Here is a 24,467-nt window from a genome sequence, read left to right as displayed (position 1 = left end):
ACCAGTTTTAGTGTATGCGACCAAAAGTAGCGGGGTCAAGCATCGATCCCCTGCCTGCCAAATTCACTGTCGCCGAATTCCCTTGGCTGGCAGGATCGAAAACCGTGGAGCTCGAACCGCGCAACCCGACCGAAGGCATCTACCCCGCCACCAACGACTATGTGCATGCGATGGAGGTCCGCGGCGCCGAGCGGCTACTCTTCGTCTCGGGCACCATGGGCCTCGACCCCGAGGGCAAGCCGGGCGCCGACCTGACCGCACAGCTCGACCTGATCTGGACGAACCTGCGCACCATCCTCGCCTCGGCAGGCATGACCGTCGACAACATCGTCCGGCTGACCAGCTACCTGCGCGATGCTGCCTACGCCGAAGCGAACGCCGCCGCCAGAATTGCCGCGTTGGGCGGCCGCACCGTCCCGACCACCGCGATCGTGGTGCAGACGCTGGAAAGCGACTGGCTGGTCGAAGTCGAGATCGTCGCCGCGGGCTAACGCTGGGAATGCCCTGCGGCTACGGCATGTTGGTTCGACTCGACACCTTCCAGCGTTGAGGAGACCCCCATGCCGTCGACCGTGACCGTTTTCGGCGCCTACGGCCACACCGGCCGATTCGTCGTCGCCGAACTGGTGCGGCGGGGCTGGACACCGATCCTGTCCGGCCGCAACGAATCCCAGCTTCACGACCTGGCCGCCGGGTATCCCGGGCTTGCCGTCCGCCCGGCCACCGTCGACGACCCCGACGCGCTCGATCGCGCACTCGCGGGCAGCGTGGCGGTGATCAACGCCGCGGGACCGTTCGGTGACACCGTCCCCGCGCTCGTGGAGGCAGCGCTACGGGCGGGTATCCACTATGTCGATGTCGCCGCCGAAGTCGAGGTGGTCGCGAAAACCGTTGCCACATACCAGGATCGTGCTGCCGCGGCAGGCATCGTCCTCGCGCCCGCGGTTGCCTTCTACGGTGGGCTCGGCGACCTGCTCGCCAGCGCGGCGGTGGGCGATCTGCCCGCGGTGGACGAGATCCACCTCGCCTTCGCGCTGGACAGCTGGATCCCCACCCCCGGCACCCGTAAAGCCGGCGTGGCGTCCCGCGGCCGTCGCAACGGCAAGCGTCTCGTCTACACCGGCGGGGAGCTCGTCCTGCGCGACGATGCCGCCCCCACCGCCGAGTGGACCTTCCCCGCTCCGTTCGGAAAGCAAACCGTCGTAGGCGATTTCACCACCGCCGACAGCGTCACCATCCCCTCTCACCTGAAAACCGGTGCCCTGCACAGCTACATGACTCCCGACGCGCTGCGCGATCTCGCATCCACCGACGAGACGCCGCCGCAGCCCGCGGACGAGTTCGGGCGGTCCGCCCAGCAATTCCTCGTCGAGGTCGTAGTTCGGGCAGGCGACACCGAACGCCGAGCCGTTGCCGCCGGTCGCGATATCTACGCGGTGACCGCACCGATCGTGGTGGAAGTCTTGTCGCACATCACCTCCGGAACGCAAGCCGGACTCCACACGGCGGGCCGGATCGCCGACCCGGCCGAGGTGCTGCGCGCGCTGCTGCCCGTCCACCTCGATCTCTTGGAGATCGACGGCAGATAGCCCGCGAGGCAGGACGCGCCGAAAATCGAAGGCCGGGCGCGGCAGCCGCGGTCTAGGATCGCCGCCATGGACGAGATCGCCAGGAAGCCGACCGTACTTGCCGTCGAGGCCGCGCTGCGCGCCGCCGGGGTCACGCCGCAGGTCCGAGTGCTCCCGGAGACCGCACCGACCGCGGCCGCGGCGGCCGAGCAGTTGGGCTGTCCGGTGGCCGCGATCGCCAACAGCCTGATCTTCGATGCCGAGGGCGCGCCGCTGCTCGTGCTCACCAGCGGCGCGCATCGGGTGGACACCGGCAAGGTGGCCGCGCACCTCGGCATCGGCGAACTTGCCCGCGCCAGTGCGGCTTTCGTGCGCACGCACACCGGTCAGGCGATCGGCGGCGTTGCCCCGGTCGGGCATCCCGCGCCGATCAGGACGCTGGTCGACGAGACACTGGCCGCGCAGGAGCAGATCTGGGCTGCCGCCGGGCATCCACACACCGTGTTCGCGACGACGTTCACGGAGTTGGTCGCCGTGACCGGCGCCGAGGTTGTCACGGTCAACTGAGGCCCGCGTCGAAATCCGAGCCTGCGGCCACCGAGGGCCGGAACAGGCTCGGCAAGAAGGCGACTGATCAGCTGGACGGTTCCAGATGATCGCCGATGACCATGGTCCCCTGGCCGCGCTGCCCGCCGGGGCCCTGCCGGAAATGCACGTTGTCGGCGGTCAGCGGCGCCGCGCACTCCCGGCACACGACCACGCCTGCGGTCTCCTTGCCGCAGTCGTTGTGCACGATCAGCGCGGGTGGGCCTTCCGGCCCGGCCAGCCAGGTGTCGCCCCAGGCGACCAGCATCGTCAGCACCGGATAGAGATCGCGCCCCTTGTCGGTGAGCAGGTATTCGTAACGGACCGGATTCGTCTGGTAGGCACGGGTTTCCACGATGCCGTGCGCTTGCAGCCCGTCCAGCCGTGCGGCGAGCACATTCGAGGCGATACCGAGATCGCGACGCAGGTCTTCGAACCGGGTCACCCCGGCGAACAGGTCACGCAGGATCAGCGGCGTCCAGCGCTCGCCGATCGCGTCGACGGTGCGCGCGATCGAGCAGACGATGTCGGACAGAGCAACCTTGGGCACCCGCTCAGAATAGTCCATTGCTTTTTGCAAGGGACTGCGGCTAGGTTCGAGACATGGACACGGTGAAGGTAGAAAGCATGACCGCCACGGATTTCGTCGCCCAATTCTGTGCGGCGACCACCGCCGCCGACTTCGATGCGATGGTGGACACCCTGGCGCCGGATGCCGAGCTCATCTCGCCGTTGTCCGGCCGATTGGTGTTCCGCGGCAAGGACGACCTGCGGGTGCTGCTGACCGCCGCCTACGGCAGCCTCACCGGACTGCGCTGGACCGACCGGATCGGCGACGGCGCCAGGCGGGTACTGCTGGCAGAGGCCACCGCCGGACCGTTCAAACTGACCGAAGCCCTGGTCATCGACCTCGCCGCAGACGGAAGAATCCGCAGCCTGCGCCCGCATCTGCGGCCATGGCTCACCCTCACCGCCCTTGCGGTGCTGCTCTCGCCGCGCCTGCTCAGGCACCCCGGCGTCATGCGACGGGCCATGCGGGGCGCCACCGCGCCGTAGACTGCGGGCATGGACCCGTTGACGCGGATCCGAGCGATCTGCCTGGACCTACCGGAATGCAGCGAACGGCTCAGCCACGGCTGCCCGACCTTCTTCGTCCGCGCGGAAACCTCGTTCGTCAAATACATCGACGGTGGCTACGACGAGCCAGGACCCACCATCTGGTGCCCGGCCCCCGAAGGTGTCCAAGCCGAACTGGTCGACGCGGAACCCACACGCTTCTTCGTGCCGCCGTACGTCGGGCACAGCGGGTGGATCGGCGTTCGGCTCGATGTCGACCCGGACTGGGACGAGCTGGCCGAAATCATCCACGACGCCTACCGCAAGGTGGCGCCGAAGAAGCTGTCGGCACAGCTCGACTGAAACGCGCAACCCCTTAGCCTTCCGTGCGGAAGACCAAGGGGTGCAACGCCATTCATCAGCTGACGAGCGTCTCCTGCAACCCGTCGGCAGTCAGTTCCAGCCGACGAGTGACGCCGATGTCGTCGAGGAAACGCGGGTCGTGGCTGACCACGATCAGCGCGCCCTCGAAACCGGCCAGCGCCTGGGTGAGGTGCTGCAGGCTCGGCAGGTCGAGGTTGTTGGTCGGCTCGTCGAGCAGAAACAACTTCGGCGCCGGATCGGCGAGCAACAACATGGCCAGCGCCGCCCGCAGGCGTTCACCGCCGGACAGTGCCGCGGCCGCCACATCGGCGTCCGCGCCGCGAAACAGGAAGCGGGCCAACTTGGCTCGGATCTGCTCCGGTGACGCGTGCGGCGCCGTCGACGCCACGTTCTCGAACACCGACCGCTGCTCGTCGAAGAGGTCGAGCCGCTGCGGCAGCATCCGCCACGGCACCTTCGGGTGTGCCGCCGAGATCTGGTGCAGCAGCGTGGTTTTGCCAACGCCGTTGCGCCCGGTCAAGGCGATCCGCTCCGGGCCGTTGACCCGAAGCGACACCGTCGGCCCGCACGCGAGCCGCACCCGGTCCAGGTCGATGACGTCCTGGCCCGGATACAGCCGGGTGTCAGGCAGATCCACCCGGATCTCCCTGTCGTCGCGCAACAACTCCTCGGCCTGCTGCAGCTGGTCCTTGGCCGTCTCCAGCTTGCCGATGTGCTGATTGCGCAACTTGCCCGCCGACACCTGTGCCTGCCGTTTGCGTTCGGACATGATGATTTTCGGTTCCCGCTTCTGGTCCCACATCTTCTGCCCGTAGCGCAGCCTGCGATCCAGCTTGATCCGCGTATCGACGAGTTCGCGCGCCTGCTTGCGCACATCGCTGCGCGCGTCGCGGATGGCGGCCCGCGCCGCCTCCTGCTCGGCCTCGATGATCCGCTCGTACTCGCTGAAATTGCCGCCGAACAAACGCATCTCGCCATGCCGCAACTCGGCGATGGTGCTCATGCGTTCCAGCAACTCCCGGTCGTGGCTGACCGTGAGCACGGTGCCGGAGAACTGTGCGACTACCTCGTAAAGCCGTTCGCGGGCAACCTGATCCAGGTTGTTCGTCGGCTCGTCGAGCAGCAGGACCTCCGGCTCGGCCAGCAGTTCCGCCACCAGACCGAGCAGCGTGGTCTCGCCGCCGGAGAGCGTCTCCAGGCGACGGTCCAGCTGTTCGGCCGAGTCGGCGACGTAGTGCAGTCCGAGTCGCCCGAGCAACGCGATGGCGCGTTCCTCGACATCCCAGCGGCTGCCGACGATGTCGAAGTCGGCATCGTCGCCGCCGCCGGATTCGATGCGGTGCAAGGCTTTCCGTACCTCGGCGATGCCGAGCACGGCGTCCACCTGCTGGCCGGCCGCCAGCCCGATGTCCTGGTGCAGGTAGCCGAGATGGCCGGTGACCGTGATCGAACCGCGCGCCGGAGTCAGCTCACCGGCGATCAACCGCAACAGGGTGGATTTGCCCGCACCATTGCTGCCAACCAAGCCGACATGACCGGGGCCGAGCACTCCATCGAGCCCATCGAACACAGGGGTGCCGTCGGCCCAGGAGAAGGTGAGATCGGAAAATGAAATATTGGCCATGGTGACTCCATGAGGTTGCTACGGAAAACGCGGTGCGCGAGTGCGGACCGCCCGAATGGCTACCTCAGAAGAGCAACGGCATGACTCCGATCAACGGGAACAAGACCTGTATAGATTAACCACACTTGTGCCGTGCGCGCCAATGAGATGTGGATCACACGCCGCATCCGCGCGTCAGTCTGCCCCGATCACCTCGGCGACCTGGGCGGTCAGCGGATAGGGTCGCTCGACCGGCACCGCGCGGGCCGCGGCATCGAGCTTCCCGTCGCTGACCAGCCGACCGATCCGGTGCGCCTGCTCGGTGACGTCCCTGATCCCGGTGATCCAGCGATCCACATAGAGACCGACAGCCGGACCGCCGAGCCCGACCTGTAGCGATCGGTGCGCCATCGGCCGGTGCAGCAGATCGCGCTCCGGATCCCACTGGATGCGAACCGGACTCACCCGCAGCCGGTCCAGCCACGCTTGCCGATCCGAATACATCTCCGGCACATAGTGACTCAGGCACGACTGCCATAGCGCCCACTCGAAACCGCTACGGGTGATCGTCACCGCGAGCACCCGCTCCTGCCCAGGCTTGCTCGCCCACCCCGATCGATACATCATCCACAGGAACGACGGCTTGATCCACGTCATCCGATCCCGGATGAACGGGTTCACGAAAGTTCCTGCGGCAACGGCAGCTTCGGCGATCTCCGCGGAATACGCTTGATACACCACCACTGTCGCCGCGTCGTAGTCAGCTCTGACCTGCCGCATCGGCGGCGCAACACTCACCGGCAGATCCTGACACCCCGGCCCCCGCTCGGCAACGGATTGTCGGTACCCACAGCTACCGTGCAGGAATGGTCGCAGCCAGAGATGTTCGCCTGCCCGACGGACGGGTCGTTCGCGCCTACGACAGCGAGGCCGATGATCGCGCGGGAGTTCTGCTGTGGCACCACGGTTCACCGCAAACCGGGCTGCCCCTCGACCCACTCCTGGTCGCGGCCGCCGAACGCGGAATCCGCCTGCTCTCCTACGCTCGACCTGGTTACGGCGGGTCCACCCGGCTCGACAGCCGCACCGTCGGCTCCGCCGCCGACGACGTCGCACACCTCGCCGACGCCTTCGGGATCGGCCGGTTCGCCGTCATGGGTGCCTCCGGCGGCGGCCCGCACGCCCTGGCCTGCGCGGCAGCACTGCCCGGCCGGATCATCGGCGCGGTCTGCCTCGCAAGCATCGCCCCGTATACCGAGGAGTTCGACTGGTTCGGCGGCATGGTTTCGCCGGGCGGACTACAGGCTGCCTTGCAGGGAACCGCGGCGCGGCAACGCTTCGCAGCGATCGACGAATTCGACCCTGCCAGTTTCACTTCCGCCGATATGGAGGCACTCGCGGGCCCGTGGGCCGCCCTCGGTGCGGACGCGCAACGCGCGAGCGAGGCGGGAACCGACGGGCTGGTCGACGACGATGTGGCGTTCACCATGCCGTGGGACATCGACCTCACCGCGATCACCACCCCGGTCCTCCTCGTCCAAGGCCAGCAGGACCGAGTGGTCCCACCCAGCCACGCGGACTGGCTGCACACCCGAATCCCCAAGGCGCAGTTATGGTCCCGCCCCAACGACGGCCACGTCTCGATCCTCCGCGAATGCGGCGCTGCGATGGACTGGTTGCTGCAACTGTAGGAGCGCCGCTCATTGAGGGTTCCGAGCTGATGGCCCAAGCCATGCCCCAACCGGCCCACGCTGCCACTTCCCCACTACGACCGCTGAGCCCTGCATCGGCGTGAGAGAAATGGTTGCTGAACCTGATTGGCGTGAGTGAAGGGGTTGCGACGCGTGTCGCGACACGCGCCTTTTCTCTCACGTCAACGCTTCAAGATCGCTGTGAAGGTCTCCTGGGCCGGATCACCGGCCGATGACCGGGGCGGTTGCCGCCCGTGTTGACGGGAGTGAAATGGTTGTTGACCCGTTGACGGGAGTGAAATGGTTGCTGACTGTCGTTGGCGGGAGTCCTATGGTTGCCGTGCGCTCGAAAACGGCCACCATATGACTCCCGTCAACCTCCCTCGAGATCACTTCCCCGAAAATCTTTGGACCGGACCACAGCCAAGCAACCCGCTCTGGAACAAGAGAACCCGCACCTGACTGCGGAGGTCAGCCAGGTACGGCACACGACGCCACCACGCTATCCAGTGCAAACCCCGAAACCGTCCCGCTCGCCAGGAAACCGTCCAACCAGCGGATAAACCACCACCCCAAACGCAACACGCCCTACGAAACCCGCACCAACCCCCAAAGCCGCGCCCCTCCAAAGCCGCGCCCGTCCGAGGCCGCGCCCGTCCGAGGCCGCGCCCGTCCGAGGCCGCGCCCGTCCGAGGCCGCGCCCGTCCGAGACTGCGCCCGTCCGAGACCGCGCCCCACGGGCCGGGTTGGACTGCGGTCGTGCCGCTTTGGGCTCGGCGAAGGCAAAGATTTCCCCGGCTCTGCGGTCTCCTGTGAGTACGGCATCTCGGTGTGTGCACCGGATTAGCGTGGTGACGTCGCCTGCCGTACCCGGCTGACCTCCGCAGTCAGTCACGCGTTCGCTCGTCCCAGCCGGGTTACTTGGCTGTGCTCCCGTTTCGAGAACTTCAAGATCAAAGACAGAGATTCAAGATCAAAGACTCTCAGCCGCACACTTTCTGTCTTCCCGCACACGATTTTGCATGCCAGATCGTGTGCGGGAAGACAGAAAGTGTGCGGCTGCGGGGGTTTCACGATCAACTACGCCGAATCCTCGCTCGCACCCACCGCGCTCCGTAATCCGCACCCCCTCTCGGCAACCGCACTCGTTCTGGGGATCCGCACTAGCTGTGGGCTGCTAGAACGGGTGCGGATCCGCAGAAGGGGTGCGGATTTCGGCGTCAGGCGGGGCTGGGCGCGGTTACCGGTCTCAGAAGTGCCAGCGCTCCCAGCATGTGGGATCCCAGAGGTGGTTTCGGGCCGAGGGGGTAATGGTGCAGGTGGCTTCTCGGGCGACGCCTGCACCAGTTCCCCATGATCAACCGACCAACTCCAGAGGGTGTGCGGATCCACCAAAACCAGTGCGGTTCGGCGGGAGTTAGATCTTGACGATGGAGCTCAAGGGGTAGTCGCCTTGGCGGTCGCGGCCTTCGAGGAAGGTCAGTTCCAGGACTACTGCGGCGGCGATGATTTCTGCGCCTGCCTCGGTGAACAGGGCGGCGGCTGCGGCGAGGGTGCCGCCGGTGGCGAGGACGTCGTCCAGGAGCAGGATGCGCTTGCCTGCCAGGGAGAGGCCGTCGGCGGGGATTTCGAGGGCCGCGGTGCCGTATTCGAGCTGGTATTCGCGGGTGATGACGGGCGGAGGCAGCTTGCCTGCCTTGCGGACCGCGAGGACACCGGTGCCGAGGCTGGCGGCGACGCCCGCGCCGATCAGGAAGCCGCGGGCGTCGACACCGGCGACCAGGTCGGCGTCGGGGGCGCAGGAGGCGAGGGAGTCGACGACGGCGCGGAAGCCTTCGGCGTCGGCGAACACGGGCGTGAGATCGGCGAATCGGACTCCGGGAGTGGGGAAGTCGTCACGCCAACGGGTCAATCGCTCGACCGCTTCGGCGGCCCGGCCGGTCCGTTCGGCGGCTAGCTCATCCGACTCGATCGCCGCGTGCTTACTCATCGACACCTCTCCATCATCACAACCCCCACAGCACCCGTCACCGTTTCAACACCCAACGGTCCATGTTCCACCCGGATCCCGCCTGGTTGGCGGCGGAGATTCCGTTCTGCAAACCGTTGCCGAACGCGATCGTGCGCGGGGTGGCGAACAGGGGAATGCTCGGCAGCTCCGCCCACAGCAGGTTTTCGACATCGGTGAGCCGGTTCAGCTGTGTGGTCGAGCTGTCGTCGGCCGCAAGCTGATCGGTGATCGCATCGTAACGGCCGTTTCCGTAGCGACCGAAATTGAGCCCGCTACCGGTGCGCAACGCGGCGACCGCGGCGACCCCTGGGATGGATCCCGCCGGACCCGGCGCGGCCGCGGTGCTGCCGAGGACGGCGTCGACTTTGCCCTCGGTGAGCTGGGCGGGCGTGAAATCGGGCGACCCGGCGTCGACGATGGTGATGCCTGCGGGCTTGCAGGCTTCCGTGATCATCGCCACGGTCTGCGCGCGCCGGTCATCAGGCCGCAAATAGCCGATGCGGATGGTCGGGTTCGGTGTTTTGGACGCACCGACGGCCTGGGTCGCACCGGCGACGTCGCCACCGCCGAACTTGTCCGCCGCACCGATCGCCGACGCATAGAACAGCGAATCCTGCTGCACGATATGCGCATTCAGCGGCGCGGAGCCGAGCCCGGTCTTCGGCGCGTCCGGCACCTTGCCGAGCTTGTCGAACAGCGCCTGCCGCGGCACGCACAGCGCGAGCGCCCTGCGCATGTCCACCGAACCGAGCACTCCCCCGGTCGCCAGCACCAGCTGCTCGGCGCCGCGGCCCGGCCGGTTCTCGACCCGGAAGCCGTCCAGGTTCAGGTCTTTCACCGAGCCGGTGCCGATATCGATCACGCCCATGGCGCTGTCGCCGATCTTCGACTTCAGATCGACGTTCTTGGGCCACACCATGATTCGGCCGGTCGCCGGCTTGGTGCCCCACCACCGCTCGTTCGACACCAGCACCAGACCGTCCTTCTCGCTGAAGGATTCGATCCGGTACGGCCCCGACGACGGGAACCGGGCCAGGTCGAGCTTGCCAGGAGTCAGCGTCCAGCCGGTGTTCCAGAAATCGGCGATCCGCCCGATGGCGTTCGAATCACCGGATTGCAAGGCCGACACCACATTCGGCACATTCGCCGCCTGCGCCGCGATATGTGAGGGCACCATCTGGCCCGCGGCAAACAAGTTGCGCCACGGCAGGTAGCGCTTGTCCGGCCGGAACACCACGGTGGCGTCGCGTGATCCCGGCTGGCAGTCCACCCGCTCGATGTCGGCGTAGCCCGCGGTGCTCGCGGCGTCGAACAGCGGAACAGGCCCGCGGTCACCGGGTTTGGTGAACCGCCCGCTGCGGGCCATCCAAGCGAGCACCAGGTCGTTGCACGAGGTCGGCACCCCGTCGGAGTACACCCCGTCGGGGTTGAGCCGGTACTGGATGGTCTGTGCCTCGCCAGGTACTTCCTTGGCGGTGCCGAAGTCGGTGTCGGCGACCTGCTGACCATCCGGTCCGGTGTAGAAGAACCCGGTGATCGTTCGCGCGAACACCGCAGCCGTTCCGGTGCTCGCGCCCAACGTAGTTCCGCCGTTGTAGCTGGCGATGGTGGCGTCGACGGCGTAACCGATGGACGGCACCTGGTTCTTGCTCGAGCACCCGGCCGCCAGTCCGGCGGCCATGGCGCTCGCAGCCACCACGGCGAGCAGGCGGACGGCCCGGCTACGTGGGTTGCGCATGAAACCCCCTGCCTGTGTCAGTGCCGCCGCTTCTGCCGTTTGCCGCTCGGGCGCGCGCCCGGCCGTGGTGCCTGTCCGGGTTCGCGTGGCCTGCGCGGTGTTTCGTCGTAACTACGGCCGGTCGCCGCGGTCGCTCGCCGCTCTGCCTCGAACCCCGCACGCGCGCTCGCGCCTGCGGCCCTGCGGGACTTGACCCGCTCGGTGTGCTTGGCGACCGGGCCCCACCGCTCCTTGATCGACACCAGCAGCGGTGTCGCGAAGAAGATCGAGGAGAAGGTGCCGACCAGCAGGCCGACCAGCTGCACCAGCGCCAAGTCCTTCAGGGTGCCGACACCGAGCATCCAGACCGCGATCACCATCAGGCCGACGATCGGCAGGATGCCGATGAGGGCGGTGTTGATGGACCGCATCAGCGTCTGGTTCACCGCGAGGTTGGCCTGCTCGCCGTAGGTGCGGCGGTTCAAATGCAGGATGCCCCTGGTGTTTTCCTCGACCTTGTCGAACACGACCACCGAGTCGTAGAGCGAGAAGCCGAGGATGGTGAGGATACCGATCACCGTCGCCGGGCTCACCTCGAAGCCGACGAGCGAGTAGACGCCCGCCGTCACCGTGACGTCGAAGACCAGCGCGGCCAACGCGGCCAGCGCCATGTGCGGTTCGAATCGGATGGCGATGTAGGCGGCGACCAACACCAGGAACACCGCGAGCGCGATGAGCGCCTTGCGGGTGATCTGGCTACCCCAGGTCTCGCTGACGTCGGAGGCGCTGATCGCGGCCCGACTCGGGTTGCCGTCCTTGCCCTTCGGCTGGAACTTCTCGAACAGCGCGTTGTTCAGCGCGTCGACCTGTTCCTTGTTCAGCGCTTCCGAGCGGATCAGCACGGTGGCGTTCGAGCCGCTGCCGACGGTCTGCACCGACACCGGGTCGGTACCGATGGCGGACTTGTAGACCTCTTCGACCTGGCTCGTGCTCGCCGACCCGGCCGGGAACTGGATCCGCGAGCCGCCCTCGAAGTCGATGCCGAAGTTGAAGCCCTTGAAGACGATGCTGCCCAACGAGATCAGCACGATCGCGGCGGTGATCAGGTACCACATCCGGCGCTTGCCGATGACGTCGATGGCACCGGTGCCGGTGTAGAGCCGGTTGAAGAAGCCGTGCTTGGGCGTGGCGGGCACGGCGGCGAAGACATCGGTGGTCTCGGCCGCGTTCTTGGCGAGCGACGGGCTCGTGTGGTTCGTCATCGCGTTCTCACGCCTTCCCGAGTGCGGCTTCGGCGGCCTTGCGCTCGCGCGCGACCTGTTGGATCGCACCGAGACCGTTCACCGACGGTTTGGCCCAGTAGTTCGTGCGCGAGGCGAGCAACACCAGCGGCGACGTCATCAGGAACACCACGACGACGTCGAGGATGGTGGTGAGGCCAAGGGTGAACGCGAAGCCCTTCACCTGGCCGACCGCGAGAATGTAGAGCACCGCGGCGGCGATGAAGCTGACCGCGTTGCCGGACAGAATGGTTCGACGCGCCCGCTGCCAGCCGCGCGGTGCGGCGGAACGGAAACTACGGCCCTCACGCATCTCGTCCTTGATGCGTTCGAAGAACACCACGAACGAGTCGGCGGTCATACCGATACCGATGATCAAACCGGCGATACCTGCCAGGTCGAGGGTGAACCCGATCCAGCGGCCGAGCAGCACCATGATGCCGTACACCGCGAGACCCGAAGCCACCAAGGACAATCCGGTGACGAACCCGAGCATCCGGTAGTAGGCCAGGCAGTAGAGCAGCACGACGACCAGGCCGACCGCTCCCGCGAGCAGACCCGCCTTCAGCGAGGAGAGCCCCAGCGTCGCCGACACGGTCTCGGCCTCGGAGGTCTGGAACGACAGCGGCAGCGAGCCGTACTTCAGCGTGCTCGCGAGCTGCTTGGTGTCGTTGGCGGTGAAGTTACCGGAGATCGTTGTGCCGCCGTACTGGCCTGCCGCCTGCACGATCGGCGCGCTGACAACACGCGAGTCGAGGGTGAAGGCGAGGTACTTGTTGTAGTACTCGGTGGTCAGCTTGGCCCACTCGTCCGAGCCGGTCGACTTGAAGTCGAGGCGAACGGTGTGGCGCGACTGCCGCTGATCGAACTCGGCGACCGCGTTGCTGATCTCCTGGCCGTCGATCCGACTCTTGTCCAGGATGTATTTGGCCTTGCCGTCCACCGAGCAGGTGACCAGCGGCAGGTTCGGATCGTCGTTACCCGCCAGCGGATCGGCCTTGCTGCAGTCGAGCGCGGCAAGCGCCTGCTGCTGCACGGCCGGATCCTGGCTCTGGCGGGTCGCCTTGGCCTGCGCGATTTCCTGCTTCACCTGCTCCTGCGGCGCGAGCTCCGACTGGTTCGGCGCCGGCGTCGGCTGCGGCGTGGTCGGCGCCTGCGCGGGGAACACGCGGTTCTGCGGTGCGCCTTCGGAGGCCGGGTTGTCCTGTGCCGGTGCGGGCAGCGGCTCACCGCCCTGTGCCGGTGCGGGCAGCGGCTCGCCACCCTGCGCGGGCGGCGGCAGCGTCGGCGGCAGACCGGACGCGGGCGCCTGGCCCGGCTGCTGTCCTGGCGGCAGCTGCGTGGCATCGGGGACCGCACCGTACGGCTGGCCGATCACCGGCCGGATGTAGAGCTTCGCGGTCGAAGCCAGCGAACGCGCCTGCTGTCCGTCATCGCCGGGCACAGTGATGACGATGTTGTCGCCGTCGATCACCACCTCGGAGCCGAGCACGCCGAGCCCGTTGACGCGGGTCTCGATGATCTCCTGCGCCTTCTTCAGGCTGTCCTGGCTCGGCTTGTTGCCGTCGGGGGTGCGCGCGGTCAACGTGACCCGGGTGCCACCCTGCAGATCGATGCCGAGCTTGGGTGTCGGTGCTTTGTCACCGGTGAAGAACACCAGCGCATAGATCACGGCCAGCAGCGCGGCGTAGACGCCGATCAGCCGGAGCGGATGCGCCGATCCTTGGGAAGGTGGCACAGTGCGTCATCTCCTAGGCGGGAAGTCGAGAGTTGAACAGGCGGGCACACCAGCGATGCCTGGTGCGGACGTGAGCGGCGGAGAATACACCGATCAGGTAGCGCGCGGGTGGCGGCCCATCGAGCACCGCCGCCGCAGCGGCGGATCGAACACAGACGCGGCGGCACCGGCGGGGCGCCGACCGCGACGGCACATCAGTCCTTGGTCAGCCGGGTCTCGGTCTGCTCGGCGGATTCCTCGAGAGCATCGTGCGCGCCCTCGGTCGTCGAATCGGCCTCGTCGGTAACGACCTCGGTCTCGGTGCGCACTTCGCGGATGGCGGCGCGCAGCCAGGTGGTGACGACATCTTCGGCAATCTCGAGATCAACCGTGGTGTCGTCGAGATCGACGACGGTGCCGTACAGCCCCGACGTGGTGATGACCTGGTCGCCGGCCTTCAGGCTGTCCTGCATCTCCGTGACCTTGGCGGCTTCCCGCTTCTGACGGCGGACACCGAGGAACATCGGCACGAGCAGGGCTACCAGCAGCAGCGGAAACAGAAGTTCCATCGTCGAAGTCAGTCCCTAGTCTTGGTGGTGGGATGGATATGTACCCACACAGTCTGCCATTTCGTGTCGTCAGCGCCACACCGGCACACCAGGTGGGAACCTGTGGCGAGTATGGCGGGCGAATCCTACGCCAGGTAAGCGGTGCACGGGGCGGTCCGACGCGACAGGTCGGTTTGCCGGGAAAGGTCGCCACTCGAAACCGGCACGCCACGAATTCCATTGGCCTACAGTGGAAATCGCAGGGTATTCAGTAGCGCAGGACGTCCCGACGGCGCAGCCGGGGAGCCTGATTCGCACGCACTCATCGATCGCCGAGCCGTGTCTCGTGGCCTCCTGTGCCTTCACAAAGGGGATCACGATGGCCGCAGACGCCAGAATCGACGTCAAAACGCTATTCCAGAAGGCCGCCGGAGATTTGTCCGCGCCCGAACTGTACGACCTGGCACGAATCGCCGAATCGGGTTCCTGGTTCGGCATGCCCGACGCCAGGTCCGGCGAGCCCGCGCGCCGCGCCGACTTCGAATGGCCGTTGGTGTCCGAGCATCCATACCTCGGCAAACACGGTAAAGGCACGGCGGCGGTGCATCTCGGAAACGGGCACGAACGCCTCGTCAATCCGATGATTTTCGCCGACGGTTTCAATTACGGGCCCAGCGATCTCGACGGGCTGTGGCAATGGTTCAACACGCCCTATTCCGACGCGGGCGAGCGCCTGTTCGATCAGTTGCTCGCGTCGGGCATCGATATCGTTTTGCTCGGCTTCGATGCTCGCCACGATTACATTCAGGTCAACGCAGGTGTGGCCCGGGCGTGTATCAGCAAGGTGCTCGCCGAACGGCAGGGCAAGGCGCCGCTGATCACCGGCGGCGTCAGCATGGGCGGCATGGTCACCCGCTATGCGCTGGCCGCGATGGAACGCGACGAAGAGGATCACGAGACCGGGACCTACCTGTCCTGGGATACACCGCACAACGGCGCGTGGATTCCGTTGATCCTGCAGCAGATGGCGTACTTCTTCGAGTCCTTCGAGGCAGTCACGCCGGGTAAAGCGAGCAAGGCCAGTCTGATTCGCAGCCCCGCGGCGCAGCAGTTGCTGTGGGCGTGGGTGGAGGATTCGCGCTATTCAGGTCCGGTCGCCACCGCATCGCCGCTGCGTGCCCACTACCTCCAGGAGCTCGCCGACCTCGGCGGATTCCCGCAGCGGCCGGTCCTGCTCGGCGTCGCCAACGGTCGCGGCGACGGGCAAGGTCCCGCACTGCGCCCCGGTGAGGTTGCCTTCGACAAGAAGTTCCTCGGTGGTCTGGTCGGCAGCGCCACCGCGCGCTATCAACCGGCGTTCGGCACCGAACAACCGATCGGCGGCATGCATCTCGGCCTGACCACGCGCACCTCGACGACCAGCTTGGTCGCGCCGTTCGACGGCGCACCCGGCGGCATGCTCGACTCGTTCGGCCAGGTCGCGACCGTCCTGGGGATCGAGCTGGACGAGGCCAAACGCTGGAGCTGTTTCGTGCCGTCGGTCAGCGCGATCGCCTTGAAATTCGACCCGCTCTCCTGGGATATCGAGCTCGACAAAGACCTCCGCAAGGTCACCTCGGACCAGACGGCCCTGTCCGAATTCTGTTGCAACGTCACCAACACCGAGCATTCGGCGGTCACGCCGACGCTCGCCGACTGGGTGCTGCGCAAGATCGCGAAATAGTCGTCACCAGTTGAACGGAGCCGATGGATGGAAGAAGGGAGCCGCCGGATGAAATAGGACGGGCCCCGCCGGGAGCTATCCGGCGGGACCCGCACAACGGGGCGTCGGCGGGACCCGCACAACGGGGCGTCGTTGACCCGGCTCAGGCCGACTTGCCGTAGACGTAGTCGTCGAGCGGGAAGCTGACGGCTTCGCGATGGGCGTTGAGGGTGCTGGTCGGGCGGAGCAGCGCGGCCTCACCGTGCGGATTGAAGTAGTAGCTGCGCGCCGTGGCGCAGTCACCACCGTAGAAGACCGAGGAGCCGAGCTTGTCGGTGACGCGGTCGAGGAACTCCGTGTTGGCGTGCTCGGTCACCTCGAACGTGTGCTCGCCGCGGCGGAACAGCTCACCGAAGAGCCTGCCCATGTGCTTCATCTGCGCCTCGATGGTGGTGAAGTACGACAGACCGCTGTAGGAGTACGGGCTGTTGAGGCTGAGGAAGTTCGGGAACTTCGGCACCGTGATGCCCTCGTAGGCCTGGAAACGGTTGTCCCGCCAGAACTTTCCGAGGTTGACGCCGTCGCGGCCGATGATCTCGATGGCCGGGAAGTTGACGTCCCACAGGTTGAATCCGGTGGCAAGGATCAGCGTGTCGATCTCGGTCTTATGGCCGTCGGCGGTGACGATGCCGTCAGCCTCGATCCGTTCGATCGAGTTGGTCTCCAAGCGCACATGCGGCTGGTTGAACGAGCGGAAGTAGGTGTTGGAGAACGTCGGCCGCTTGCAGCCGAAGTCGTAGTGCGGGGTGAGCTGCTTGCGAGTTTCCTTGTCGCGCACCGAGGCCCGCAGATGCGCCTTGGCGAGCACGCCTGCGGCCTTGTTCAGCGGCTTGGCCTTGGTGTAGTTCAGCACGCCGACCACCATCAGCGCCTCGAGCAGGCTGGTGTTGAACAGTCGCGCGGCCTTCTGGGTGGCGGGCACCCGGTCGAACAGCTTCTGCACCGGGGCGGGGATCGCGGCGTCGATCTTCGGCACCACCCAGATCGGGGTGCGCTGGAAGACGGTGAGCGCCTGCGCCTTCTTGGCCACTTCCGGCACCAGCTGCACGGCGGTGGCGCCGGTGCCGATGATGGCCGCCTTGCGACCGGTGAGGTCGAAATCGTCCTCCCACGCGGTGGTGTGGATGATCTTGCCTGCGAAGGTGTCGATGCCGGGGAACGGCGGCGTGTAAGGCTGCGACAGGAAGCCGGTCGCGGTGAGTAGGTAACGGCCGGTGACGGTTTCGCCGCCGGCCACCGAGATCACCCAGTGCTGGTGCTCCTCGTCCCAGCGGGCGCCGTCGACCACCGTGCCGAAGCGCATCCGCCTGCGCAGGCCGTACTTGTCGGCGATGTGCGCGGCGTACTTCTTCAGCTCGGCGCCCGGCGCGAACAAGCGCGTCCAGTAGGGGTTCGGCTCGAACGAGTACGAGTAGGTGACCGAGGCGATGTCGACCGCGAGGCCTGGGTAGTGATTGACGTGCCAGGTGCCGCCGAGATCATCCTCACGTTCGAGGATCACGTAATTACTGAGGCCGAGGCGATCGAGCTCGATGCCCGCCCCCATACCACCGAATCCCGCTCCGACCACGATCGCGTCGTACTGAGGCGCCACGCCGAACCTCCTGATTGTGAACCGTCTATCACAGAATGACGCATCATTCCGTTTGTGACGACTGTATCATCGAGGGCGTGACGAAGCCATTGACGAGAGCCCAGAGACGCAAGGCCGAGCTGCGGCAGGAGATCATCGACACGGCGTTCGTCTGCTTCTCCGAGAAGGGCTATCACGGCACCGGCATCGCCGATATCGCCGGTCACCTCGGCATCGGGCACGGCACCTTCTACCGCTACTTCAGCAACAAGCGCGACATCATCGACCACGTCATCGACGACCTGTCGGACAAGATCATCGAAAGCCTGGGCACCGACAACGCGCCGGACGCAGCCAATACGCTCGACGAATACCGCGGTCAGCTCGACCGGATCGGCCACGCACTCACACACATCCTGATGGACGACCGCCGGGTCGCTCAGTTGCTGCTGGTGCACGCCCCCGGCATCGATGAGGAACTCACCGCGCGCCTCTACGGCCTGCTCGACCTGGCCGACGCGCTCACCGCCGGATACCTCGACCACGGCGTCGAACGTGGTTACCTGCGAGCAGATTTGGATACCGCCAACACTGCGCGCGCAGTGACCGGCATGGTGCTCTCCGGCATCATCCATGGCCTGCGCGGGACCGGCGAGGAGAACCTGCAGAGCCTCTCCGAGGCGATCCGGCGGCTGCTTGTCGACGGTATCCGCAAAGATTGAGCACATCGGCAAGCCCCCTGACGCCGCACGCGGAGTTAAGGTGAGGGCACCGTGTTTGTGTCAGCTCCGATGTGTCTGCCAGGGGGCCGGTCGTGATCTCGAGAGACCAGGGAGTGCGAAATGGTCACTTTCCCGAGGACCGGCGCAGCTCACCTGACAGAATGTGGCCCGTGACCCCCGAGGACGTGAGCCGAATCAGTTTTGCGACGCCACCTTTCGGCCAACGCGGATACCACGCCGACGAGGTGGACGCGTTCCTCGATCTCGTCGCCGCGACCATGGCCGGACAGGGCGCCCTCGCCGCCGACGACCTGCGCCACGTCACCTTCGACGCGCCGCGCCCCGGCGGCCGCGGGTATCGCGCGGATCAAGTCGACGAATACCTGGATCAGGTGCGCGCCGAACTCGAGAGCCGCCAGCGCGGCGTGCGCCCGGTGCCTGCAGGCGGCAACGGTCACGCGCTGCTCACCCCGGACGACGTGCAGCGGATGCGCTTCACCACCGCCTCTGTCGGTCGTCGCGGATACCACGAAGAAGAGGTCGACGCCTTCCTCGACCTGGTCGCGGCCACCCTCGCCCACGACGGACCAGGCAGCCTGACCGTCGCCGAAGTGCGCTCCGTGCGCTTCACCGAGGCGCGCCTGGGAACCCGCGGCTACCAGCCAGACGAGGTAGACGCCTTCCTCGACTTAGTGGTCACCGCCCTCCAACACGCCGAACACCAACACCACCGCTGGACCCTGCACCGCGACGACTAGCCCTCTTGCCGCACGAGCAGCCGAAAGCACTCCAGGGCGCGAACATTCAGCGAGGAACACACCGTCTGAAGTTGGTCGGTTGATCACGAGGCACTGACGGCGGCATCGCCCGAGTAGCCCCCGCCACCAGTGCCCCTCACCACGAATCAACCCCGCTACCAGCGCGCCCTCGGTCAGAGCTCAACTCTGGGATCACACATACCGGAATCGCTTGTGCCTCTGAGGCAGGTAAACGCCGCTAGCACCGCCCCCACGCCGAAATCCGCACCCCGACTGCGGATTCGCGCCGGTTCTGGAGTTGGTCGGTTGATCATGGGGAACTGGTGTAGGCATCGCCCGAGAAGCCACCTGCACCATTACCCCTCGGCCCGAAACAACCCCTCCGATCCCACATGCTGGCAGCGCTGGCACTTCTGAGGCCGGTAACCGCGCCCAGCCCTGCCTGACGCCGAAATCCGCACCCCTTCTGCGGATCCGCACCCGTTCTAGCAGCCCACAGCTAGTGCGGATCCCCAGAACGAGTGCGGTTGCCGAGAGGGGTGCGGATTACGGAGCGCGCGGTGGGTGCGAGCGAGGATTCGGCGTAGTTGATCGTGAAACCCCCGCAGCCGCACACTTTCTGTCTTCCCGCACACGATCTGGCATGCGAAATCGTGTGCGGGAAGACAGAAAGTGTGCGGCTGAGTGTCTTTGATCTTGAATCTTTGTCTTTGATCTTGAAGTTCTCGAAACGGGAGCACAGCCAAGTAACCCGGCTGGGACAAGAGAACGCGTGAGCGACTGCGGAGGTCAGCCGGGTACGGCAGGCGAAGCAACCACGCTAATCCGGTGCACACACCGAGATGCCGCACTCACAGGAGACCGTAGAGCCAGGGAATCTCTTCCACTCTCTACCCGGGCCCGAAACGAGCGCGGCTTCGAACACCGTTGCCGTACAACCCTATTCGAACAAGTCAAGGGTGGGCTGCGGGTCTCGCCCGCGAACCTCGATGGAGCCGAAGACGAGGTCGGGGGGTGGGACCAGGCCGAGGTGTTCCCAGGCGGCGGCGGTGGCGACGCGGCCGCGGGGGGTGCGGGCGACCATGCCTGCGCGGACCAGGAATGGTTCGCAGACTTCCTCCACGGTGGCGGCCTCCTCCCCTACGGCGACCGCGAGGGTGGAGACGCCGACCGGGCCGCCGCCGAAACTGCGGACCAGGGCGGTGAGTACGGCGCGGTCGAGGCGGTCGAGGCCGAGGACGTCGACGTCGTACACCTCGAGCGCGGCCTGCGCGATGGGGCGGGTGATCATGCCGTCGGCGCGGACTTCCGCGTAGTCGCGCACGCGGCGCAACAGCCGGTTGGCGATGCGTGGCGTGCCGCGGGAACGGCCTGCGATCTCGGCGGCGGCGTCCCGATCGATCTCGACGCCGAGGATGTGCGCCGAACGCTGCAGGATGCGCAGCAGTTCGGTCGGGTCGTAGAAGTCCATGTGGCCGGTGAAGCCGAAACGATCGCGCAGCGGTCCGGTCAACGCGCCGGATCGGGTGGTCGCACCGACCAGCGTGAACGGCGCGATGTCGAGCGGAATCGAGGTGGCGCCTGGGCCTTTGCCGACGACGACGTCGACGCGGAAGTCCTCCATCGCGAGATAGAGCATTTCCTCGGCGGGCCGGGCGATGCGGTGGATCTCGTCGATGAACAGCACATCACCGTCGACCAGGTTGCTGAGCATGGCCGCGAGGTCGCCGGCCCGTTCCAGCGCGGGGCCGGAGGTGATCCGCAGTGCGGTACCGAGTTCGCCTGCGATGATCATCGCCATGCTGGTCTTGCCGAGGCCGGGCGGACCGGACAGCAGCACATGGTCGGGAGTGCCGCCGCGCTGTTTGGCGCCGCGCAGCACCAGCGCAAGCTGCTCGCGGACCCGCGGCTGGCCGATGAAGTCGTCGAGGGACTTCGGCCGCAGACTGGCCTCGATCTCCCCGTCGGACTTCAAATAGCTTGGGGTGACCTGGGATTCGGGGGCAGCGTCGGCTTCGTCGTATTCCATGAGCGGTTACCGATTCTTGCCGAGCAGATTCAATGCGGCGCGCAGGGCGGCGGAGGTGTCGGCGGCGGGCTGTTCGGCGAGCACCGAATCTATCGCCTGCTCAGCCTGTTTGACGGGGAAGCCGAGACCGGTGAGCGCCTCGACCACCTGGTCACGCACCGGCGTGATGACCGGAGTCGGCGCACCGGGCGGGCCTGCCTGCACCGGAACGAGATTCACCTTGTCCCGCAGTTCGACGACCATGCGTTCGGCGCCGCGTTTGCCGATGCCGGGCACCCTGGTGAGCGCCGCGACATTGCTTTCGGCGAGCGCCTTGCGCAGCGCCTCCGGCTCGAGCACCGCGAGCACCGCCATCGCCAGACGCGGGCCGACACCGGACACCGTTTGCAGCAGCCCGAACAGGTCGCGCGCCTCGGTGTCGGCGAAGCCGTACAGCGTCTGCGAGTCCTCGCGGACGATCATCGCGGTGTACAGCCGGGTTTCCTCGCCGCGGGTCAGGGTGGCCAGTGTCGCGGGAGTCACGTTGAGCCGGTAGCCGATGCCTGCCGCCTCGATCACCGTGTGGTCGAGCGCGATCTCCAACACCTCACCGCGTACCGACGCGATCACCTGGGTACCGCCTTCCGTTGTTCGGCAAGCCGTTCCGCGTACTTGCGTTGCGCCTCGGCCGCGAGGGCCTCGGCCTTTGCCATTCGTTCCAGCAGCGGCGCCCGCCAACAATGGCAGATGGCCAGCGCCAGCGCATCCGCCGCGTCGGCGGGTTTCGGCGCGACCTGCAGGCCGAGGATCCTGGTGACCATCGTCGTGACCTGCGCTTTGTCCGCAGCGCCGTTGCCGGTGACCGCGGCCTTCACCTCGCTGGGCGTGTGAAACGCGACCGGTATCCCCCGGCGCGCGGCCGCGAGGGCGATCACGCCACCCGCCTGCGCAGTGCCCATCGCGGTACGCACATTGTGCTGCGCGAAGACGCGTTCGATCGCGACGGCCCCCGGTTCGTGGGTGTCCATCCAGCTTTCGGCGGCATCGGCAACCAGCAGCAGCCGATGCGCCAGATCCATGTCGGGAGGCGTGCGGACCACGTCGACGGCGAGCGCGGTGACCTTGCGGCCGATCCCGCCCTCGACGATGCTGAGGCCGCACCGGGTGAGCCCGGGGTCGACACCCATCACCCGCACAAAATCCCCTCTCACCAGACACGAACAACTGTTCGAGAGTCTAGCCGAGGCACCGTCTTTCGCCCTCCAGCGACACGGCGACTGACGCACCAGTGCCGAAGCATCGACGACCCTTTTCCTCAACGCCGTGGCCGAACACCACACCCTGCTCGTGTTCGACAACTGCATCGCGACCGGATCCCGCTCAGTCGGGTAGCCCGAGTAGCTCCGGTTTCAGTGCGCGAGCCGCCCATTCCTGCGCCGGGTCGGCGACCAGCCGCCGGGCCGCGATGTCGAGCAGCCCGCTGACATGGGTGACCGTGGCAACCACCACGTCGTCCTGCCTGGTCAGGACATGCTCGACGCGATAGGTCTTGCCGGTCCCCCACACCCACGCGCAGGACACGTCCACCGTGTCGCCGCCGCGCAACTCACGGTGGAACTTGAGGGTCGTCTCCAGGTTCACCGGACCGAAACCGGCCGCGATCAACTCCTCGACCGAGACACCCGCCGCCTGCACGCACGCGAAGCGCGAGTGATCGGCGAACTGGTGATACGCCGCACCGGTGACATGCAACTGCGCATCCAGGTCGGAGACACGGACTTCCATGCGAATGCTGAACGACACGAGCCCGACTATGCCAGCTCCCACCGACAAGTTCGCGCCCCCAGGATGACTGGAGGCGATTCACAGGGAGTCTCGAGGAACGGTGTCGACAATGCCGTAGGTGCCCGTTCCTGGACTGTCGCATGCCGCGCCCGCGATCCCCGCACCGCCGCCCGCCGTTCCGGCACCACCGGCGGCGCCGCAGTTGCCGTCGGCGACGCTGAATCCGAACTATCAGAACGGCTTTCACCACGGCGTCTCGCTGCTGCACGGGTGGTTGCCGGTCACGGTCGAGGTCGTCGTCGTTGTCGTGCTCGTCGTCGCGATCGCGCGGCGGACGCGGCGCTGGTGGACGATTCAGCTGCCGCTGTGCGTGCTGCTCGGTGTCGTCGGCGCGCTGGTCGCGCGGTGGTACGTGACCAACCAAGGACTGGCGTCGGACCCGGCGCCCGTCGAATTGTGGGCCGCCGTGGGCGCGACGGTCGGCGCCCTCGCCGTCGCTGTCCTCGGCTGGCGCGGCGCCCGCTGGTGGCGGCGCGGCGTCGCGCTGCTCGCCGTCCCGCTTGCCGTGCTCAGCACCGGCATCGTGCTCAACCAGTGGGTCGGCTACTACCCCACTGTCGAATCGGCGTGGAGCGCACTCACCGCGGGCCCGCTCCCGCACCAAACCGACCTCGACGCCCTGGATGGCTTGCGCGGCACCGACGTATCGACCGGCAAGGTGGTGCCGGTCGATATCCCCGACTCGGACAGCGGCTTTCCGCATCGCACCGAATACGTGTACCTGCCGCCCGCATGGTTCGCGGGCCCGACGCCGCCGACCCTGCCGGTGGTCATGATGATCGGCGGCGAATTCAACACTCCGGCGGACTGGCTGCGCAGCGGCCAAATCATGCCTGCCATCGACAGTTTCACCGCCGCCAACGGCGGAAGGGCGCCGATCCTCGTCTTCGTCGACTCCAGCGGCAGTTTCAACAACGACACCGAATGCGTGAACGGCCCACGCGGTGACGCCGCCGATCACCTCACCCGAGATGTCCCGAGTTACTTGGCATCCCGCTTCCACGCGAGCACCGATCCCGCGCAGTGGGCGGTGGTCGGCTGGTCCATGGGCGGCACCTGCGCCGTCGATCTGGCCGTCATGCATCCCGAACTGGTTCGCACGTTCGTCGATATCGCAGGCGATCTCGGCCCCACCTCCGGCACCAAAGACCAAACCATCGCCCGCCTCTTCGGCGGCAATGCCGCGCAGTGGGCCGCTTTCGACCCGCTCACCGTCATGGCAGCGCACGGCCAATACACCGGCACCGCAGGCCTTTTCGACGACCTCACCCCGCCACATCGGCCCAACTACCCTGGCGGCCAAGGCAATCACCGCCGCGCCATGGACGACGAGAACGCAGGCATGGGCGGCCGTGACGGCGTTCAGGACGCCGGCGAGGTCGGCGCCGCCGAAAAGCTCTGCACCCAAGGCCGCGAGGTAGGCATCGACTGCACCATCCACACCACCCAGGGCGGCCACACCTGGCAATTCGCCGCCGCCGCCTTCACCTCATCGTTCCCATGGATCGTCGCCCGCCTAGGCCTCCCCATCCCCACCAATTCATAGCACTACCCCCGCTGACGGATCGAACGTCCTGCCATCGGCTCGTTACCGCGCACTTCCGCACCCGAGATGCTCTCGACCCGTTGATCTTTCAGT

At 66.8% G+C, this 24,467-nt stretch carries 23 protein-coding genes; 10 read left to right on the top strand and 13 right to left on the bottom strand.

Going from position 1 to position 24,467, the window contains the following annotated elements; all coding sequences use genetic code 11:
• Window positions 1-104 precede the first annotated feature (104 nt).
• From ACGFNJ_RS25630 to ACGFNJ_RS25620, 3 genes are all read left to right on the top strand, one after another.
• Complete coding sequence (locus tag ACGFNJ_RS25630) at window positions 105-491, top strand: RidA family protein (protein WP_393453022.1); 387 nt, start codon at window positions 105-107, stop codon at window positions 489-491.
• Window positions 492-560: 69 nt separating this feature from the next.
• Entirely contained in the window at window positions 561-1,589 is a 1,029-nt protein-coding gene (locus ACGFNJ_RS25625) for a saccharopine dehydrogenase NADP-binding domain-containing protein (RefSeq protein WP_393453019.1), read from the top strand.
• 66 nt (window positions 1,590-1,655) lie between these two features.
• Complete coding sequence (locus ACGFNJ_RS25620) at window positions 1,656-2,135, top strand: YbaK/EbsC family protein (protein ID WP_393453016.1); 480 nt, start codon at window positions 1,656-1,658, stop codon at window positions 2,133-2,135.
• Between the two features lie 67 nt (window positions 2,136-2,202).
• Here ACGFNJ_RS25620 and ACGFNJ_RS25615 read toward each other — a convergent pair whose 3' ends face one another.
• Window positions 2,203-2,703 carry a winged helix-turn-helix transcriptional regulator gene (locus ACGFNJ_RS25615; protein ID WP_393453013.1) on the bottom strand — a complete coding sequence of 167 codons (501 nt, stop codon included), beginning with the start codon at window positions 2,701-2,703 and terminating at the stop codon, window positions 2,203-2,205.
• A gap of 77 nt (window positions 2,704-2,780) precedes the next feature.
• On the opposite strand from ACGFNJ_RS25615, the gene ACGFNJ_RS25610 reads away from it, so the two are divergent.
• Entirely contained in the window at window positions 2,781-3,209 is a 429-nt protein-coding gene (locus ACGFNJ_RS25610) for a nuclear transport factor 2 family protein (RefSeq protein WP_393453010.1), read from the top strand.
• 9 nt (window positions 3,210-3,218) lie between these two features.
• A complete protein-coding gene (locus tag ACGFNJ_RS25605) occupies window positions 3,219-3,572 on the top strand; it encodes an MmcQ/YjbR family DNA-binding protein (RefSeq protein WP_393453007.1) in 354 nt (117 codons plus the stop codon).
• A gap of 55 nt (window positions 3,573-3,627) precedes the next feature.
• Here the strand turns inward: ACGFNJ_RS25605 and ACGFNJ_RS25600 are convergent, their stop codons facing one another.
• Both ACGFNJ_RS25600 and ACGFNJ_RS25595 read right to left on the bottom strand, forming a co-directional pair.
• Window positions 3,628-5,217, bottom strand: a complete 1,590-nt coding sequence (locus ACGFNJ_RS25600; RefSeq protein ID WP_393453004.1) for an ABC-F family ATP-binding cassette domain-containing protein — start codon at window positions 5,215-5,217, stop codon at window positions 3,628-3,630.
• A 174-nt stretch (window positions 5,218-5,391) separates the two neighbouring features.
• Window positions 5,392-5,994, bottom strand: coding sequence for a DUF4291 domain-containing protein (locus ACGFNJ_RS25595; protein ID WP_393453001.1), 603 nt, complete (start codon window positions 5,992-5,994; stop codon window positions 5,392-5,394).
• A gap of 68 nt (window positions 5,995-6,062) precedes the next feature.
• Here ACGFNJ_RS25595 and ACGFNJ_RS25590 point away from each other — a divergent pair, with 68 nt between their 5' ends.
• On the top strand, window positions 6,063-6,887 hold the full coding sequence (locus ACGFNJ_RS25590; RefSeq protein ID WP_393452998.1) for an alpha/beta fold hydrolase: 825 nt from the start codon (window positions 6,063-6,065) through the stop codon (window positions 6,885-6,887).
• Between the two features lie 1,417 nt (window positions 6,888-8,304).
• On the opposite strand, the gene ACGFNJ_RS25585 is transcribed toward ACGFNJ_RS25590, so the two are convergent.
• From ACGFNJ_RS25585 to yajC, 5 genes are all read right to left on the bottom strand, one after another.
• Window positions 8,305-8,877, bottom strand: a complete 573-nt coding sequence (locus ACGFNJ_RS25585; RefSeq protein ID WP_393452995.1) for an adenine phosphoribosyltransferase — start codon at window positions 8,875-8,877, stop codon at window positions 8,305-8,307.
• Window positions 8,878-8,914: 37 nt separating this feature from the next.
• Window positions 8,915-10,636: an ABC transporter substrate-binding protein gene (locus ACGFNJ_RS25580; RefSeq protein WP_393452992.1), complete on the bottom strand. Its 1,722-nt coding sequence runs from the start codon at window positions 10,634-10,636 to the stop codon at window positions 8,915-8,917.
• A 17-nt stretch (window positions 10,637-10,653) separates the two neighbouring features.
• A complete protein-coding gene (gene secF / locus ACGFNJ_RS25575) occupies window positions 10,654-11,877 on the bottom strand; it encodes a protein translocase subunit SecF (RefSeq protein ID WP_393452990.1) in 1,224 nt (407 codons plus the stop codon).
• Window positions 11,878-11,884: 7 nt separating this feature from the next.
• On the bottom strand, window positions 11,885-13,633 hold the full coding sequence (gene secD, locus ACGFNJ_RS25570) for a protein translocase subunit SecD (RefSeq protein ID WP_393452987.1): 1,749 nt from the start codon (window positions 13,631-13,633) through the stop codon (window positions 11,885-11,887).
• 194 nt (window positions 13,634-13,827) lie between these two features.
• Complete coding sequence (gene yajC, locus ACGFNJ_RS25565) at window positions 13,828-14,181, bottom strand: preprotein translocase subunit YajC (RefSeq protein WP_393452984.1); 354 nt, start codon at window positions 14,179-14,181, stop codon at window positions 13,828-13,830.
• A gap of 358 nt (window positions 14,182-14,539) precedes the next feature.
• Between yajC and ACGFNJ_RS25560 the strand changes: the two genes are divergently transcribed.
• A complete protein-coding gene (locus tag ACGFNJ_RS25560) occupies window positions 14,540-15,883 on the top strand; it encodes a hypothetical protein (protein ID WP_393452981.1) in 1,344 nt (447 codons plus the stop codon).
• Window positions 15,884-16,025: 142 nt separating this feature from the next.
• Here the strand turns inward: ACGFNJ_RS25560 and ACGFNJ_RS25555 are convergent, their stop codons facing one another.
• Window positions 16,026-17,516: a flavin-containing monooxygenase gene (locus ACGFNJ_RS25555; RefSeq protein ID WP_393452978.1), complete on the bottom strand. Its 1,491-nt coding sequence runs from the start codon at window positions 17,514-17,516 to the stop codon at window positions 16,026-16,028.
• A 35-nt stretch (window positions 17,517-17,551) separates the two neighbouring features.
• Here ACGFNJ_RS25555 and ACGFNJ_RS25550 point away from each other — a divergent pair, with 35 nt between their 5' ends.
• Both ACGFNJ_RS25550 and ACGFNJ_RS25545 read left to right on the top strand, forming a co-directional pair.
• Window positions 17,552-18,217, top strand: coding sequence for a TetR/AcrR family transcriptional regulator (locus ACGFNJ_RS25550; RefSeq protein WP_393452975.1), 666 nt, complete (start codon window positions 17,552-17,554; stop codon window positions 18,215-18,217).
• Between the two features lie 161 nt (window positions 18,218-18,378).
• Window positions 18,379-18,975 (top strand): DivIVA domain-containing protein, encoded by a 597-nt coding sequence (locus tag ACGFNJ_RS25545; protein WP_393452972.1) that lies wholly within the window; start codon window positions 18,379-18,381, stop codon window positions 18,973-18,975.
• A 940-nt stretch (window positions 18,976-19,915) separates the two neighbouring features.
• On the opposite strand, the gene ruvB is transcribed toward ACGFNJ_RS25545, so the two are convergent.
• From ruvB to ACGFNJ_RS25525, 4 genes are all read right to left on the bottom strand, one after another.
• Window positions 19,916-21,004: a Holliday junction branch migration DNA helicase RuvB gene (gene ruvB, locus ACGFNJ_RS25540; RefSeq protein WP_393452969.1), complete on the bottom strand. Its 1,089-nt coding sequence runs from the start codon at window positions 21,002-21,004 to the stop codon at window positions 19,916-19,918.
• Between the two features lie 6 nt (window positions 21,005-21,010).
• Entirely contained in the window at window positions 21,011-21,613 is a 603-nt protein-coding gene (gene ruvA / locus ACGFNJ_RS25535) for a Holliday junction branch migration protein RuvA (RefSeq protein ID WP_393452966.1), read from the bottom strand.
• On the bottom strand, window positions 21,610-22,179 hold the full coding sequence (gene ruvC / locus ACGFNJ_RS25530; RefSeq protein WP_393454159.1) for a crossover junction endodeoxyribonuclease RuvC: 570 nt from the start codon (window positions 22,177-22,179) through the stop codon (window positions 21,610-21,612). Before ruvC ends, ruvA begins: the two co-directional genes overlap by 4 nt.
• 184 nt (window positions 22,180-22,363) lie before the next feature.
• A complete protein-coding gene (locus ACGFNJ_RS25525; RefSeq protein WP_084655519.1) occupies window positions 22,364-22,786 on the bottom strand; it encodes a thioesterase family protein in 423 nt (140 codons plus the stop codon).
• A 100-nt stretch (window positions 22,787-22,886) separates the two neighbouring features.
• On the opposite strand from ACGFNJ_RS25525, the gene ACGFNJ_RS25520 reads away from it, so the two are divergent.
• Window positions 22,887-24,374 carry an alpha/beta hydrolase-fold protein gene (locus ACGFNJ_RS25520; RefSeq protein ID WP_393452963.1) on the top strand — a complete coding sequence of 496 codons (1,488 nt, stop codon included), beginning with the start codon at window positions 22,887-22,889 and terminating at the stop codon, window positions 24,372-24,374.
• Window positions 24,375-24,467: the final 93 nt, after the last annotated feature.

The sequence above is a fragment of the Nocardia sp. NPDC049149 genome (genome assembly GCF_043197455.1).
GTDB lineage: Bacteria > Actinomycetota > Actinomycetes > Mycobacteriales > Mycobacteriaceae > Nocardia.
Note: the sequence above shows the minus strand (reverse complement) of the source record. Positions and strands in the feature narration are given on the sequence as shown.